Here is a 14607-nt window from a genome sequence, read left to right as displayed (position 1 = left end):
TCATCCGGCACCCGAGGCCCGCTGTCCCGACCCGAAACACGAGTGTCGAGCGGCCGTTGCCGCGTGAACACATGCGGATTTCACGCTCGGACCGTGACCCAGGACGCCACGCGCCAGGAACAGAGCGCCTCGCCGCCGGCCGCGGGTGCGGCCCGCGAGACCCTCGAGGACTACACCCTGCGGTTCGCGCCGCGCAGGTACCGACGGTGGTCGACGGGGGTCGTGGCCACCTCGGCGCTCGGCGGGATCGCCTACCTCGCCGACTTCGCGATCGGCGCCAACATCGGGATCTCCTACGGCACCGTCAACGCCCTCTGGGGCATCGCGGTGTTCGCCGTCGTGATCTTCCTGTCGGGGTTCCCGCTGGCCTATTACGCGGCGCGCTACAACCTGGACCTCGACCTCATCACCCGCGGCAGCGGCTTCGGCTACTACGGGTCGGTCGTCACGAACATCATCTACGCGACGTTCACCTTCATCTTCTTCGCCCTCGAGGGCTCGATCATGGCGCAGGGCCTCGAGCTGGGGCTGGGCATGCCGCTCTGGCTCGGCTACGCCGTCTCGACGATCATCATCTTCCCGCTCGTCGTGTACGGGATGAGCCTGCTCTCGAAGCTCCAGCTGTGGACGACGCCGCTGTGGCTGGTCCTCATGGTGCTGCCGTTCGTGTACCTGCTCGTCAGCCACCCCGAGTCGGTCGACGCGTTCTTCGCCTACCAGGGCGAGGAGGGCCAGGGCACGCCGAGCCTCGGCTCGGTCATGCTCGCCGCGGGCGTCTGCCTCTCCCTCATCGCCCAGATCGCCGAGCAGATCGACTACCTGCGCTTCATGCCGCCGAAGACCCCGGAGAACTCCCGCCGCTGGTGGGCCGCGACGATCCTCGCGGGGCCGGGCTGGGTCATCTTCGGTGCCGCCAAGCAGGCGATCGGGCTCTTCCTCGCGGTGTACCTGCTGGCCAACGTCGCGGGCGCCTCGGCGTTCGCCAACGAGCCGGTGCGCCAGTTCCTGGAGATCTACACCAACATCGTGCCGGCGTGGCTCGCGCTCACGCTGGCCGTGGTCCTCGTGGTGATCAGCCAGATCAAGATCAACGTGACCAACGCCTACTCCGGGTCGCTGGCGTGGACCAACTCCTACACGCGGGTGACCAAGCACTACCCGGGACGGCTGGTCTTCCTCGGCGTCAACCTGCTGATCGCGCTGGTGCTGATGGAGGCGAACATGTTCGACTTCCTCAACACGATCCTCGGCTTCTACGCCAACTGCGGCATGGCGTGGGTGGTCGTCGTCGCCTCCGACATCGCGATCAACAAGTACCTGCTGGGCATCTCGCCGAAGGTCCCGGAGTTCCGGCGCGGCATGCTCTACGCGGTCAACCCGGTCGGCTTCGGCTCGATGCTCGTCGCCGCCGGCGTCTCGATCCTCGCGTTCTTCGGTCTGCTCGGTGAGACGCTCGCGTCGTACTCGCCGCTGGTCGCGATCGGGCTGGCGTTCGTCCTGCCGCCGATCCTCGCGCTCGCGACGCGGGGCCGGTACTACCTGCGGCGGGTCGACGACGGCATCGACGCCCCGATGTTCGACGAGCACGGCAACCCGTCGGGCGAGTCGCTGCCCTGCCAGGTCTGCGGCCAGGAGCTCGAACGGCCCGACATGACGGCCTCGGGCACCGGGACCGGTCACGTCTGCTCGTTGTGCCTGTCCACCGACCGCGAGGGCCGTCACGTGCTGCCGGCCGCCCCGCCCGGGCACTGAGCGGCGAGCAGGCGCGTCACCGCCGTCGTCGCGCCGACGGCGGTGGTGAGGGTCCCGGGGCCGTCCAGGACGGTCCGGGCCCACCGCAGGTCGTCCTCCTCGCCGCCGGCCTCGCCGGCACGGGAGCCGCAGACGAGCACGGTGCCCACCGACCGCGCCCCACCGCTGCCGCCCGGCCCGCTGAGCACGGGGTCCGCGCCGTCGAGGCGGGTGGAGGACACGAGCAAGGGGCGGCCGGCGACGGTGGCCGCGAGGTCGCTGCGGGCACGTCCCCCGCGCTGCCCGGCGCGCCCCAGCACGAGCTGCTCGGTGACCGTCGCCGCCGCCCCGTCCGCGAGGTGGAGGTCGAGGCTCGCCCACCAGTCGGCGCCGTCGGTCACCACGGTGGGTGCGGGGCGCCAGTCCAGCACCGCGCCGGGCCCGAGACGGGCGTGCACGGCGAACCGGGCGGTGCCGCCGTCGCGGCCGGGCTGCACGATCGTCGCGGCCGCCGTGCGCAGGACCAGGGACTCGCCCGGCCCGAGGTCGACGTCGAGCCGGAGACGGTCGCCGCCGAGCGGTCCGCCGCCGACCTGGACGAGGTGCACGCGCCGGGGTCCGGTGCGGCGCAGGACCAGCGGCGGGCTCGACGCCCAGGTCAGCCGCCCGTCGTGGCGCGACAGCCGGGCATGCGCCTCGACCCGGGCCTCGACGCCGCCCGCGGGGAGCGCCGCGGTGTCAGGACGCAAAGAGGGCTCCGTCGGCCTGGGCGTGGCGGGCGGCGAGCACCTCGGACAGCGGGGTGGTCGCGGCGGGCAGGAGCGAGGGATCGTCGGCGCCGGCCGCGGCGACGCCCGCGAAGACCGCCTCGGTGACGGTGGCGGCGCCCTCGGCCAGCGCCCCGGCGTGCACCCCCGCCAGCGTGAGCGGGTCGAGGCCGAGCAGCCGCACGGCGCCCGAGCAGATCTGTCCGACCAGGTGGTGGACGGCGAGCGCCGCCGCGTCGGCGGGGGCGCCGCCCGCGGCCGCGACGACGACCCCCAGCGCGAGCGCCTGGTGCGGGCGGGCGCCGAGCGGGTCGTAGGCCGGCGACGGCCAGGTCGCGCGGGCCGTGCGCAGCAGGGCCCGCCCCTGGGCCCGCGAGACGTCGCGGAGCGCGGCGACCGGGGTGCGCGCCGACACCGCCGCGTCCCAGGGTTCCCACACCGTCGTGCGGGCGCGGCACGCCGCTGCGGCGGCGGCCGCGATGACGAGGCCGGTCGTCGGCACACGCGCGGCGAGCAGTGCCGCGACCCCGTCCGGACCACGGACGAGACCGCGGGACACGCACGCCTCGAGCCCGGCGGAGTGGGCGTGCCCACCCGTGGGCAGGCGTGAGTCGGCCAGCAGGAGCAGCGCGGGGTGCACGCGCTCAGAACAGGAAGTAGCGCTGCGCCATCGGCAGCTCGCGGACCGGGTCGGGCTCGACCACCTCGCCGTCGATGCGGACGGTGAAGGTGTCGGCGTCGACGGTGATGTCCGGGGTGGCGCCGTTCTCGGGCATGTCGGCCTTGCCCACACCCCGGGGTGAGCGGATCGCCGCGAACCGGCGCCGCACGTCGACCCGCCCGGCGAGACCGCCGGCGAGGGCCTGCTCGGTCACGAAGTGCACGGACGTGGCCGCGGCCGCGGCGGGCGCCGCGCCGAACATCGGACGGGAGAGCTCGGGCTGCGGCGTGGGGATGGACGCGTTGGCGTCGCCCATCCGGCCCCAGGCGATCATGCCGCCCTTGAGCACGACGTCCGGGCGCACGCCGAAGAAGGCCGGCTCCCACAGCACGAGGTCGGCGAGCTTGCCGACCTCGACCGACCCGACCTCGCCGTCGAGCCCGTGGGCCACCGCCGGGCAGATCGTGTACTTCGCGACGTAGCGCCGTGCCCGGTCGTTGTCGTCCGCCGTCGTGCCGCCGCGGCCCAGCACGCGGCGGCGCGCGGCGTGGGCGGTCTGCCACGTGCGCAGGACGACCTCGCCGACCCGCCCCATCGCCTGCGAGTCCGACCCGATCATCGAGATGGCGCCGAGGTCGTGGAGGAGATCCTCGGCGGCGATCGTCGAGGCGCGGATGCGGGACTCGGCGAAGGCGAGGTCCTCGGGGATCGACGGCGAGAGGTGGTGGCAGACCATGAGCATGTCGAGGTGCTCGTCGACGGTGTTGACGGTGTGCGGGCGCGTCGGGTTGGTGGACGACGGCAGGACGTGCGGCTGCCCGGCCACGGTGATGATGTCCGGCGCGTGGCCGCCCCCCGCGCCCTCGGTGTGGTACGCGTGGATGCCCCGGCCGGCGATGGCCTCCAGGGTCGACTCGACGTAGCCGGCCTCGTTCAGGGTGTCGGTGTGCAGCGCCACCTGCACGTCCGTCTCCTCGGCGACGCGCAGGGCCGCGTCGATCGCCGCCGGGGTCGCGCCCCAGTCCTCGTGGACCTTGAACCCGCTGGCCCCGGCGCGGACCTGCTCGTGGAGGGCCTCGACGCCGACGGTGTTGCCCTTGCCGAGCAGGGCGAAGTTCATCGGCACCCCGTCGAGGGCCTCGAACATCCGCGCCAGGTACCACGGTCCGGGCGTCACCGTGGTCGCCTTCGTGCCCTCCGCCGGGCCCGTGCCGCCGCCGATCATCGTGGTGACGCCCGACCCGAGGGCCTCGGGCAGCTGCTGGGGGCTGATGAAGTGGACGTGGCAGTCGACCGCGCCCGCGGTGAGGATCCTGCCGTTGCCGGCCAGCACCTCGGTGCCCGGCCCGATGACGAGCTCCGGGTGCACCCCGTCCATGGTGTCGGGGTTGCCGGCCTTGCCCAGCGCGACGATGCGCCCGTCGCGCACTCCGACGTCGGCCTTCACCACGCCCCAGTGGTCGAGCACCAGCGCCCCGGTGATCACCAGGTCGGGAGCGCCCTCGGCGCGCGTGGCCCGCGCCTGGCCCATCGACTCGCGGATGACCTTGCCCCCGCCGAAGACCGCCTCGTCGCCACCCCGGGGGCCGCGACAGTGGTCGGCCTCGACGCGGATGCGCAGATCGGTGTCGGCGAGCCGCACCAGGTCGCCCTCCGTGGGGCCGAACAGCTCGGCGTAGGCGTCGCGGCCCACCGTCCAGCCCGCGCCCGGGCTCCCGCGGCGCGCGCCGGCCGGGTCGGCGACGTCGAGGCGCAGCCCCGGCACGACGCCGTTCCCGCCGAGCGCGACGAGGATGACGTCCTGCTCCACGCCGGGCTCGAAGCGGACGCTCGTCCCGGCCTGGATCGCCAGCCTCATCCCGGTCGCGGCGTCCCGGTCGAACGCGAGCGCGGGGTTGGCGGCGGCGAAGTGGACGTGCGAGCCGACCTGGATCGGCCGGTCGCCGACGTTGAGGACGTGCACGGTCACCGTCGGCGCGCCCTCGCCGGAGCGCAGCTCCCCCTCGGCCGGCGTGACCTCCCCGGGCCGCATCCCCGTCCCGGGCTCGCTCACGTCACCGGGTCGTGCACCGTGACGAGCTTCGTCCCGTCGGGGAAGGTCGCCTCGACCGCCACCGACGGCAGCATCTCCGGTACGCCCTCCATGACGTCGTCACGGGTGAGCACGTGCTGGCCGTCGGCCATGAGCTCGGCCACCGACCGCCCGTCGCGGGCGCCCTCGAGGATCCAGGAGGTCAGCAGCGCGGTCGCCTCGGGGTGGTTGAGGCGCAGGCCGCGTCCCCGGCGCTCCCGGGCGAGGTTGGCGGCCACGTGGACCAGCAACCTCTCCTGCTCGTGCGGTGTCAGCAGCACGCGATCTCCCCTGTGTCGAGGCCGTGCCCGCAGGCTAGTGAGCGGGTCGGCGCGGCGGGGCGTCACGGCGGGCGCCGACCCACGCTCGTAACACGCGGCCGGGCGCGGTCAGGCCACGACCACGTCCAGCACCACCGGCCCCGGCGAGCGCAGCGCCTCGGCGAGGGCGGGCTCGAGCTCGTCGGGACGCTCGACGCGCACGCCCGCGACGCCCTGGCCGGCGGCGAGGGCGACGAAGTCCAGGCCCGGCAGGGCGGTGCCGACGGGCTTGGTGATGCCGAAGTGCTCGGCGAACTGGTCGAGCGCGCGGTAGCGGGCGTTGTGCACGACGACGACGGTCAGCGCCACCCCGAGCTGCGCGGCCGACCACAGCGCCTGGATCCCGTACATCGCCGACCCGTCGCCGACCAGGGCCACCACCCGCTCGGAGCGCGCCAGAGCCATCCCCACCGCCGCGGGCAGCCCGTGGCCCAGGCCGCCGCTCGCGCACGTGTAGAAGCTCGCCGCGCGGTCGAAGGGCAGGTGGGCGTGCATCGGGCCACGGGTCGCGGGCGCCTCCTCGACGACCACCGAGTCGGCGGGCCGCAGGTCGGCGAGGGTCTGCAGCAGCAGCTCCTCGGTGATGGCGTCCCCGTCGGCCGCGACCCGGGCCGCCGACGCGCCGGGCGCGGGCAGGGGGCGCTGCGGCGGCGTCGGACCCGCGAGCAGCGCGCGCACCCCGTGGCGCACCCCCGTGACGATCGACATGCCCACGGGCGTCCACGCCGCGTGCGCCGGGTCCTCGGTGAGCTGGACCAGCGTCGTGGCGTCGGGCACCGCGGTGTCGCCGGGAACCGCGCCCTCGGTGTGGAACGGGAAGACCGGCGAGCCCAGGACGACGACGAGGTCGTGGGCGTCGAGCGCGGCGCGGATCCCGTCGTGCGCGGCGGGCAGGAAGCCGCCGAAGAGCCGGTGACGCTCGGGGAAGCCGCACCGCGGGGACATCGGCGCGACGTACACGCGCGCGGCGTGGCGCTCGGCGAGGGCGACGACGTCGTCGAACGCCCCGTCGCGGTCCACCTCCCCGCCGACGACGAACGCGGGCGCGCGGGCGGCGGCCAGCCCGTCGGCGAGGTCCGCCAGTGCCTGCGGGTCGCCCGCCACCGTCCCGACGACGGCGTGCGGGGGCACGGTCGGGGCGGGCCGGTCCCAGTCGTCGACCGGGACCGACACGAGCACCGGCCCGCACGGCGGCGTCGTGGCGACGTGGATCGCGCGTGCCAGCGTCGCCGGCACGTCCGCCGCCCGGGCCGGCTCCCGGCTGTACTTGACGTAGGGCTCGGGGAACTCCGCCGGGCGCTCGGCGAACAGGAACGGCTCGCCGACCAGGAGCGAGCGCGCCTGCTGCCCCGCGATCAGCACGAGCGGCGTGCGGTTGCGGAAGGCGGTGAACACGTTGCCCAGCGCGTGCCCCACGCCCGCCGCGGAGTGCAGGTTCACCAGCGCCGCGCGCCCCGTGCCCTGCGCGTAGCCGTCGGCCGCGCCCACCGCGACGGACTCCTGCAGCCCCAGCACGTAGCGGAAGTCGTCGGGGAAGTCGCGGAACATCGGCAGCTCGGTCGAGCCCGGGTTGCCGAAGATCGTCGTGATGCCGTGGCCGCGCAGCACGGCCAGGGACGCCTCGCGCACCGTCACCATGCCGGCAGCCCATCACGGGCGGCAGCGGGGCCGCGAGGGCCCTCCCGGTGCCCGGAACCCTCAGGGCTCGTCGACCAGGTCGCCCGCCAGGTACTCCTCGTAGGCCGCGAGGTCGAGCAGGCCGTGGCCGCAGTAGTTGAACAGGATGACCCGCTCCTCGCCCTTCGCCGTCGCGTCGTTCGCCTCCTGGATCACCGACGCGATCCCGTGGCCCGCCTCCGGCGCCGGCACCTTGCCCTCGACGCGCGCGAACAGCACGTTCGCCTCGAAGACGGCCCGCTGGCGGTGGGCCACCGCCTCCATCCGCCCCTCGTGCACGAGCTTCGAGATGATCGGCGAGTCGCCGTGGTAGCGCAGGCCGCCGGCGTGGATGCCGGGCGGCACGAAGTCGTGGCCCAGCGTGTACATGTTCATCAGCGGCGTGAACCCGGCGGTGTCGCCGAAGTCGTACTCGTAGCGGCCCTGCGTCAGCGTCGGGCACGAGGCCGGCTCGGCGGCGAGCAGGCGCACCGACGGGTCGGGCAGGAACGGCAGCGCGACGCCGCCGAGGTTCGACCCGCCGCCGCACGGGGCGATGACGACGTCCGGACGAGTCTCCCCCGCGCTCGCCAGCTGCTGCTGGGCCTCGAGCCCGATGACGGTCTGGTGCAGCAGCACGTGGTTGAGCACCGAGCCCAGCGCGTAGTGGGTGTCGTCGCGGCCCACGGCGTCGCGGACGGCGTCGGAGATCGCCGCGCCCAGCGAGCCCGGGTGCGACGGGTCGTCGATCGGCGACGGCACGACCGTGCCGCCCCACGTCTCCATGATCACCTTGCGGTAGGGCTTCTGCTCGAAGCTCTTGCGCACCATGTAGACCGCGCACTCGAGGTCGTACTGCGCGCACGCGAACGACAGCGCCGTGCCCCACTGGCCGGCGCCGGTCTCGGTGGACAGGCGGGTGATGCCCTCACGCTTGTTGTAGAACGCCTGCGGCACCGCCGAATTCGGCTTGTGCGAGCCCGCGGGCGACACCGACTCGTCCTTGAAGTAGATGCGCGCGGGCGTGCCGAGCGCGGTCTCGAGCCGCCGGGCGCGCACCAGCGGCGTCGGCCGCCACAGCCGCAGGACGTCGAGGACCTCGCCCGGGATGTCGATCCAGGGGTCGGTCGCCATCTCCTGACCGATGAGCTCCTGCGCGAACAGCGGCGCGAGGTCGTCCGGGCCCACGGGCTCCCGCGTCGCCGGGTGCAGCGGCGGGTCCAACGGCGACGACAGGTGCGGCGCGACGTTGAACCACGCCGTGGGCAGCGCGGACTGCGGGAGCGAGAAGCGGGTGTCTGTGGTGTCAGCTGGGGCCGCCATGGCCCGGATCATGTCAGCTCACGGGCGGGCGGGTCAGCTCTCGCCGCGCTTGGCGCGCAGCTTGGCCAGCGCCTCGTCGAGCAGGGCCTCGCCGTCGGCGTCCGAGCGACGCTCCTTCACGTAGGCCAGGTGCGTCTTGTACGGCTCGGTGCGCTTGGCCGGCGGCGGGTTCTTCTCGTCGGTGTTGGCGGGCAGGCCGCAGCGCGGGCAGTCCCAGCTCGTGGGGACCTCGGCGTCCATCGCGAACGACGGACGCGTCTCGTGCCCGTTGGAGCACCAGAACGAGACCACGGTGCGCGCCGCGCTCTCCCCGCGCTCGGACTCCCCCATGGGGCCCGAACCCACCCGGGTGCCTCGGATCGCGTTGCCAGTCGCCATCGCCGGAGTACCTCCGCGTCCAGGGGCGGCCGGGCGCTCGGCACCCGGGCCACCCGTCAACCTTCGATCTTGACGAGCAGCCCCGTGCCGACGATCGAGATCAGCCAGATGGCCCCGACGAACAGGGTGAGGCGGTCGAGGTTCTTCTCGACGACGCTCGACCCGGCGAGGCTCGACTGCACCCCGCCGCCGAACAGCGACGACAGCCCGCCGCCCCGCCCGCGGTGCAGGAGCACCAGCAGCACCAGCAGCACGCTGGACGCGATGAGCAGGATGTCGAGGAACAGTCGCATGTCGGTGTCCGTGACCTCCGGGAGCCGACCCCACCCGGCCGGGCGGGGCTCTGGCCGTCCCGACGTGCGGGATCGGCGCTGGTGGTGCACGATACCCCGCCCCGGTCACGGTCCTGTCAGGACCCGTCGGCCGAACGGGGCACCGTGCACCCGGGCTCAGGGCAGGGGGCCACCCGCAGCGAGGGCGCAGAGCTCGGCGAAGCCCTCGGGGTCGAGGCTCGCGCCCCCGACCAGCGCGCCGTCCACGTCGTCGGACCTCACGAGGTCGGCGACGTTGTTCGACTTCACCGAGCCGCCGTAGAGGATCCGCACGCGGTCGGCGACGCCCGCGCCGTGCACCTCGCGCAGGCGCTCGCGCAGCGCGTGGCAGACCTCCTGGGCGTCGGCGACCCCGGCGGTCTTGCCGGTGCCGATCGCCCAGACCGGCTCGTAGGCCACGACGACCTTGGCGACCTCGTCGGCCGACAACCCCTTGAGCGCGCCGTCGAGCTGCGCCGTGCAGTGCGGCACGTGCCCGCCGGCGTCGCGGACCTCCTCGCCCTCCCCCAGGCACAGAATGGGCGTGAGGCCGTGGCGCAGGGCCGCCGCCACCTTGCGGTTGACCAGCTCGTCGTCCTCGCCGTGGATCGTGCGGCGCTCCGAGTGCCCCACGACGACCCACGTGCAGCCGAGCTTCGCGAGCATCGCGCCCGACACGTCCCCGGTGAACGCCCCGGAGTCCTCGGGCGAGAGGTCCTGGCCGCCGTAGGTGATCGGCATCGAGTCGGCGTCGACCAGCGTCTGCACGCTGCGCAGGTCGGTGAACGGCGGGAGCACCGCGACGTCGACGACGTCGAAGTACTTGCCGGGCAGGGCGAACGCGAGCTTCTGGGTCACCCCGATGGCCTCGAGGTGGTTGAGGTTCATCTTCCAGTTGCCGGCGATCAGCGGCTTGCGCGCCATCAGGACTCCTCCAGCACCGCGATGCCCGGCAGGACGTGCCCCTCGAGGAACTCGAGCGAGGCCCCGCCGCCGGTGGAGATGTGGCCGAAGCGGCCCTCGTCCAGGCCCGCGGCCCGGATCGCCGAGGCCGAGTCGCCGCCGCCGATGACGCTGAACGCGCTGGTCGACGCCACCGCCTCCGCGACGCCCGTGGTGCCCGCCGCGAACGGCTCCATCTCGAACACGCCCATCGGCCCGTTCCAGAAGACCGTCGCCGCGTCGGCCAGCGCCGCCCCGAACGCCGACACCGTCTCCGGGCCGACGTCGAGGCCCAGCCAGCCCTCGGGCATCTCCGACACCGACACCGTGCGGGTCTGCGCGTCCGCCGAGAACTCGGACGCGACGACCACGTCGGTGGGCAGCACCAGGGTGTCGGCGTACGTCGCCAGCAGCTCCTTGCAGGTGTCGACCTGGTCGGACTCGAGCTTCGAGCCGCCCACGTCGTGGCCCTGCGCGGCGAGGAAGGTGAAGCACATCGCCCCGCCGACCAGCAGCTTGTCGACCTTCGGCAGCAGGTTCGAGAGCACCCCGAGCTTGTCGGAGACCTTCGAGCCGCCGAGGATCACGACGTAGGGCCGCTCCGGGTCGCCGACGAGCCGGCGCAGCACCTCGGTCTCGCGGGCGACGAGGTCGCCGGCGTAGGCCGGGAGCTTGCGCGCCACCTCGACGACCGAGGCCTGCTCGCGGTGCACCACGCCGAAGCCGTCGGAGACGAACGCGCCGCCCGGCACGAGCTCGGCGAGCGCCGTCGCCAGCTCCTCGCGCTCCGCGGCGTCGCCCGTCTCGCGAGGGTCGCAGCGCACGTTGGCCAGGACGAGGGCCTCGCCCGCCTCCAGGTCCGCGGCCTTCTGCTGCGCCGCGGGCCCGACGACGTCCTCGGCCAGGTGCACGCGCTGGTCGAGCAGCTGGCCGAGGCGTGCCACCACCGGCGACAGGCTCATCAGGCGATCGCGACCCGGGGGCTCGCCGCCCTTCGGACGGCCCAGGTGCGCCGTCACGACCAGCTTCGCGCCGGCCCCGAGGAGCTTGCGGACCGTCGGCAGCGCGGCCTGGATGCGCCCGTCGTCGGTGATGTTCCAGCCGTCGAGGGGCACGTTGAGGTCCACGCGCAGCAGCACGTAGCGGTCCTGCACCCCCTCGCCGACGAGGTCGTCGACGGTGCGCATCAGAGCTTGGAGCCGACGAGCGTGGTCAGGTCGACGACGCGGTTGGAGTAGCCCCACTCGTTGTCGTACCAGCCCACGATCTTCACGGTCCGGTTGCCGAGCACCTTGGTCATGCCGGCGTCGAAGGTGCACGACGCGGCCTCGCCGACGATGTCGGTGGAGACGATCGGGTCCTCGGTGTAGACCAGCACGTCCTTCAGCTCGCCCTCGGCGGCCTTCTTGAACGCGTCGTTGACCTGCTCGACGGTGACGTCGGTGTTCAGCGTCGCGGTGAGGTCGGTGACCGAGCCGTCGTTGACCGGTACGCGGTAGGCCAGGCCGTTGAGACGGCCCTCGAGCTCCGGCAGCGCCAGCGCCGTCGCCTGGGCGGCGCCCGTGGTGGTCGGGATGATGTTGGACGCGGCAGCGCGGGCGCGGCGCAGGTCCTTGTGCGGGGCGTCGTGGATCCGCTGGTCGCCGGTGTAGGCGTGGATCGTCGACATGAAGCCGGTCTCGAGCCCGAACGCGTCGTGCAGCACCTTGATCATCGGTGCGACGCAGTTCGTCGTGCACGAGGCGTTGGACAGGATGTTCTGGCTGCCGTCGTAGGACGAGTCGTTGATGCCCATGACGACCGTCAGGTCCTCGCCCTTGGCCGGGGCCGAGATGACGACCTTCTTCGCGCCCGCCTTGAGGTGCTTCCCGGCCGAGTCGGCGTCGGTGAAGATCCCCGAGGACTCGATGACGACGTCGACGCCGAGGTCGCCCCACGGCAGCGCCGCCGGGTCCTTCTCGGCCAGCGCCTTGATCGTCTTGCCGTTGACGACGAGGGCGTCGTCGGAGACGTCGATGGTGCCGTCGAAACGGCCGTGCACCGAGTCGTAGCGCAGCAGGTGCGCGAGCGTCTTGTTGTCGGTGATGTCGTTGACCGCGAGCACCTCGATGTCCGCGGTGCCCGCCGCGCGCTGCTTCTCGAGCGCGCGGAACACGTTGCGTCCGATGCGACCGAACCCGTTGATCCCGATGCGGACCGTCACTGCGCCTCGCCCTACCTCTCGTGCGTCGGTCGTCTGACCAGGGATGGCACGCCGCACTGCGCTCGGAGGACGGCGTTCCCCGTGGGGCCGCCACCCTAACGGCTCCGGGGCCGCTGACCGGGTCCCGCGAACGAGGTCACGTCGCACGCGGGGGGCGCTCAGCGGTCGGCCATCTCCGACATCTCCTCGGTCACGACCGAGGACGTGTCGGGGACGCGCATGTCCTTGGCCTTCTTGTCGGCCATCGCGAGCAGGCGCCGGATGCGCCCGGCCACCGCGTCCTTGGTCATCGGCGGCTCGGCGAGCTGGCCCAGCTCCTCCAGCGAGGCCTGCTCGTGCTCGACGCGCAGGCGCCCGGCCTGCACCAGGTGGTCGGGCACCTCGTCGCCGAGCAGCTCCAGCGCCCGGTTGACGCGCGCCGACGCCGTCACGGCCGCCTTCACCGAGCGGCGCAGGTTGGCGTCGTCGAAGTTCGCCAGCCGGTTGGCCGTCGCGCGCACCTCGCGGCGCATGCGGCGCTCCTCCCAGGCGAGCACCGAGGTGTGGGCGCCCAGGCGGGTGAGCAGCGCGCCGATGGCGTCGCCGTCGCGGACCACGACGCGGTCGGCGCCGCGGACCTCGCGGGCCTTGGCCACCACGCCGAGCCGGCGGGCCGCGCCGACCAGCGCCATCGCCGCCTCCATGCCCGGGCACGTGATCTCCAGCGCGGAGCTGCGGCCGGGCTCGGTCAGCGAGCCGTGCGCGAGGAACGCCCCGCGCCACGCCGCCTCGGCGTCGCACACCCCGCCGGACACGACCTGCGGCGGCAGGCCCCGCACGGGGCGCCCGCGCGGGTCGAGCAGGCCGGTCTGGCGGGCCAGCGAGTCGCCGTCGGTCGCGACGCGCACGACGTAGCGGGTGCCCTTGCGCAGACCGCCCTGGGACAGGACGTGGACCTCGGGGTTGTGCCCGTACAGGTCGTGGATCTCGCCGCGCAGGCGGCGGGCGCCGGCGCCGGTGTCGAGCTCGGCCTCGACGACGACCCGCCCTCCGACGATGTGCAGGCCCCCGCCGAAGCGCAGCAGGGCCGCCACCTCGGCGCGCCGGCAGCACGTCTTCGTCACCGCGAGCCTGCTGAGCTCGTCCTTGACCGCTGCGGTCATGGCCACCTTCGGTCCTCCTCCTGGTGCGGGCGGGGGTCGGCCCCCGGGGCGGTGGCGCCGCTGAACGCGCCACCGTGGACGCCGTTCGTCGCTGCCCCGGCCGACTGCTCGACACGGTGGTGGGCGGCGTCGGCGAGGGCCTCGGCGAGGGCCTCGGGGTCGTGCCGGGGGGTGCCGTCGGAGGTCCCGACGGTGGTGAGCAGGGTGTCCGCGCCGAACGCCTCGGCGCCGCGGCGCAGCAGGTCCGGCTCCGGGACGGCGTCCGTGTCCGCGACGACGACGTCGAGCCGAAGGCGCGGGGCGTGCGCGGCGAGCACCTCGAGGTGCTGCTCCGGCGAGAACCCGGCGGTCTCGCCGGGCTGCGGGGCGAGGTTGAGGACGAGGACCTTGCGGGCCTCGCTCTCGACCAGCGCCGTGAACAGCTCGGGGACCAGCAGGTGGGGCAGGACGCTCGAGAACCACGAGCCCGGCCCCAGCGTGATGAGGTCCGCGGCCCGCAGCGCCTCGGCCGCCTCCGGGCACGCCCGGGGCCGGCGCGGGTCGAGGCGCACCTGCTGCACGCGCCCCGGCGTCGTCGCGACGGCCACCTGCCCGCGGATGCGGTGGGCGACGTCGCGGCCCTGATCGCCGCCGGCGGGGCCCGGTCGGCTGGGCTGGATACCCGTCACGTCGGCCTCGATGTCGACGGGCTGCGTGCTCATCGGCAGCACCCGCCCGGTCACCCCGAGCAGGCGGCACGCCTGGTCGAGCGCGGCCACCGGGTCGTCGAGGACCTCCACCAGCCCGGCGAGCAGGAGGTTCCCGACGGCGTGGCCGGCAAGCGCCCCGTGGCCGCCGTAGCGGTGCTCGAAGACCCGCTGCCACAGCGTGTTCTCCGGACCCGCGTTCTCCTGGCCGGCCAGCGCGCCGAGCGCCATGCGCAGGTCGCCCAGGGGCAGGATGTCCAGCTCGCGGCGGATGCGGCCCGACGAGCCGCCGTCGTCGGCGACCACCACGACCGCGGTGATGTCGTCGGTCAGCCGCCGCAGGGCCGTCAGCGTCGCGTGCAGGCCGTGGCCGCCGCCGAGCGCGACCGCCCGCAGCGGCCTCGCCGGCCCGTCGC

General features: G+C 74.1%; 14 protein-coding genes. 1 reads left to right on the top strand and 13 read right to left on the bottom strand.

Features of this window, described 5'->3' with window-relative positions; genetic code table 11:
* Positions 1-93: 93 nt before the first annotated feature.
* Positions 94-1752, top strand: coding sequence for a purine-cytosine permease family protein (locus PH190_RS22190; protein ID WP_274233696.1), 1659 nt, complete (start codon positions 94-96; stop codon positions 1750-1752).
* On the opposite strand, the gene PH190_RS22185 is transcribed toward PH190_RS22190, so the two are convergent.
* The 13 genes from PH190_RS22185 to PH190_RS22125 all read right to left on the bottom strand — a co-directional run bounded on the left by PH190_RS22185 (position 1719) and on the right by PH190_RS22125 (position 14587).
* Entirely contained in the window at positions 1719-2480 is a 762-nt protein-coding gene (locus tag PH190_RS22185) for an urease accessory protein UreD (protein ID WP_274233695.1), read from the bottom strand. The genes PH190_RS22190 and PH190_RS22185 overlap by 34 nt on opposite strands.
* Positions 2470-3138, bottom strand: a complete 669-nt coding sequence (locus PH190_RS22180; RefSeq protein WP_274233694.1) for an urease accessory protein UreF — start codon at positions 3136-3138, stop codon at positions 2470-2472. Before PH190_RS22180 ends, PH190_RS22185 begins: the two co-directional genes overlap by 11 nt.
* 4 nt (positions 3139-3142) lie before the next feature.
* Positions 3143-5212 carry an urease subunit alpha gene (locus PH190_RS22175; RefSeq protein ID WP_345379130.1) on the bottom strand — a complete coding sequence of 690 codons (2070 nt, stop codon included), beginning with the start codon at positions 5210-5212 and terminating at the stop codon, positions 3143-3145.
* Positions 5209-5511 (bottom strand): urease subunit gamma, encoded by a 303-nt coding sequence (locus PH190_RS22170; RefSeq protein WP_274233693.1) that lies wholly within the window; start codon positions 5509-5511, stop codon positions 5209-5211. The genes PH190_RS22175 and PH190_RS22170 overlap by 4 nt, the downstream gene beginning before the upstream one ends.
* 108 nt (positions 5512-5619) lie before the next feature.
* Positions 5620-7188, bottom strand: coding sequence for a benzoylformate decarboxylase (gene mdlC / locus PH190_RS22165; protein ID WP_274233692.1), 1569 nt, complete (start codon positions 7186-7188; stop codon positions 5620-5622).
* Positions 7189-7248: 60 nt separating this feature from the next.
* On the bottom strand, positions 7249-8529 hold the full coding sequence (locus PH190_RS22160; RefSeq protein WP_274233691.1) for a TrpB-like pyridoxal phosphate-dependent enzyme: 1281 nt from the start codon (positions 8527-8529) through the stop codon (positions 7249-7251).
* A gap of 33 nt (positions 8530-8562) precedes the next feature.
* Complete coding sequence (locus PH190_RS22155; protein WP_274233690.1) at positions 8563-8907, bottom strand: RNA polymerase-binding protein RbpA; 345 nt, start codon at positions 8905-8907, stop codon at positions 8563-8565.
* A gap of 56 nt (positions 8908-8963) precedes the next feature.
* Positions 8964-9200, bottom strand: a complete 237-nt coding sequence (secG, locus tag PH190_RS22150) for a preprotein translocase subunit SecG (RefSeq protein ID WP_116707491.1) — start codon at positions 9198-9200, stop codon at positions 8964-8966.
* A gap of 156 nt (positions 9201-9356) precedes the next feature.
* Positions 9357-10142, bottom strand: coding sequence for a triose-phosphate isomerase (gene tpiA / locus PH190_RS22145; protein WP_274233689.1), 786 nt, complete (start codon positions 10140-10142; stop codon positions 9357-9359).
* Complete coding sequence (locus tag PH190_RS22140; protein ID WP_274233688.1) at positions 10142-11347, bottom strand: phosphoglycerate kinase; 1206 nt, start codon at positions 11345-11347, stop codon at positions 10142-10144. Before PH190_RS22140 ends, tpiA begins: the two co-directional genes overlap by 1 nt.
* Positions 11347-12363: a type I glyceraldehyde-3-phosphate dehydrogenase gene (gap, locus tag PH190_RS22135; RefSeq protein WP_274199254.1), complete on the bottom strand. Its 1017-nt coding sequence runs from the start codon at positions 12361-12363 to the stop codon at positions 11347-11349. The genes PH190_RS22140 and gap overlap by 1 nt, the downstream gene beginning before the upstream one ends.
* Before the next feature lie 158 nt (positions 12364-12521).
* Positions 12522-13511 carry a DNA-binding protein WhiA gene (gene whiA / locus PH190_RS22130; protein WP_274233687.1) on the bottom strand — a complete coding sequence of 330 codons (990 nt, stop codon included), beginning with the start codon at positions 13509-13511 and terminating at the stop codon, positions 12522-12524.
* Entirely contained in the window at positions 13502-14587 is a 1086-nt protein-coding gene (locus PH190_RS22125; RefSeq protein ID WP_274233799.1) for a gluconeogenesis factor YvcK family protein, read from the bottom strand. The genes whiA and PH190_RS22125 overlap by 10 nt, the downstream gene beginning before the upstream one ends.
* Positions 14588-14607: the final 20 nt, after the last annotated feature.

This window comes from Actinomycetospora straminea (genome assembly GCF_028737255.1).
Lineage (GTDB): Bacteria > Actinomycetota > Actinomycetes > Mycobacteriales > Pseudonocardiaceae > Actinomycetospora > Actinomycetospora straminea.
Note: the sequence above shows the minus strand (reverse complement) of the source record. Positions and strands in the feature narration are given on the sequence as shown.

What these genes read in the sequence shown, in the direction of transcription:
- mdlC (WP_274233692.1), bottom strand. Translation starts at nt 7,188, where the DNA reads ATGGTGACGGTGCGCGAGGCGTCCCTGGCCGTGCTGCGCGGCCACGGC.
- PH190_RS22160 (WP_274233691.1), bottom strand. Translation starts at nt 8,529, where the DNA reads ATGGCGGCCCCAGCTGACACCACAGACACCCGCTTCTCGCTCCCGCAG.
- PH190_RS22155 (WP_274233690.1), bottom strand. Translation starts at nt 8,907, where the DNA reads ATGGCGACTGGCAACGCGATCCGAGGCACCCGGGTGGGTTCGGGCCCC.
- secG (WP_116707491.1), bottom strand. Translation starts at nt 9,200, where the DNA reads ATGCGACTGTTCCTCGACATCCTGCTCATCGCGTCCAGCGTGCTGCTG.
- tpiA (WP_274233689.1), bottom strand. Translation starts at nt 10,142, where the DNA reads ATGGCGCGCAAGCCGCTGATCGCCGGCAACTGGAAGATGAACCTCAAC.
- PH190_RS22140 (WP_274233688.1), bottom strand. Translation starts at nt 11,347, where the DNA reads ATGCGCACCGTCGACGACCTCGTCGGCGAGGGGGTGCAGGACCGCTAC.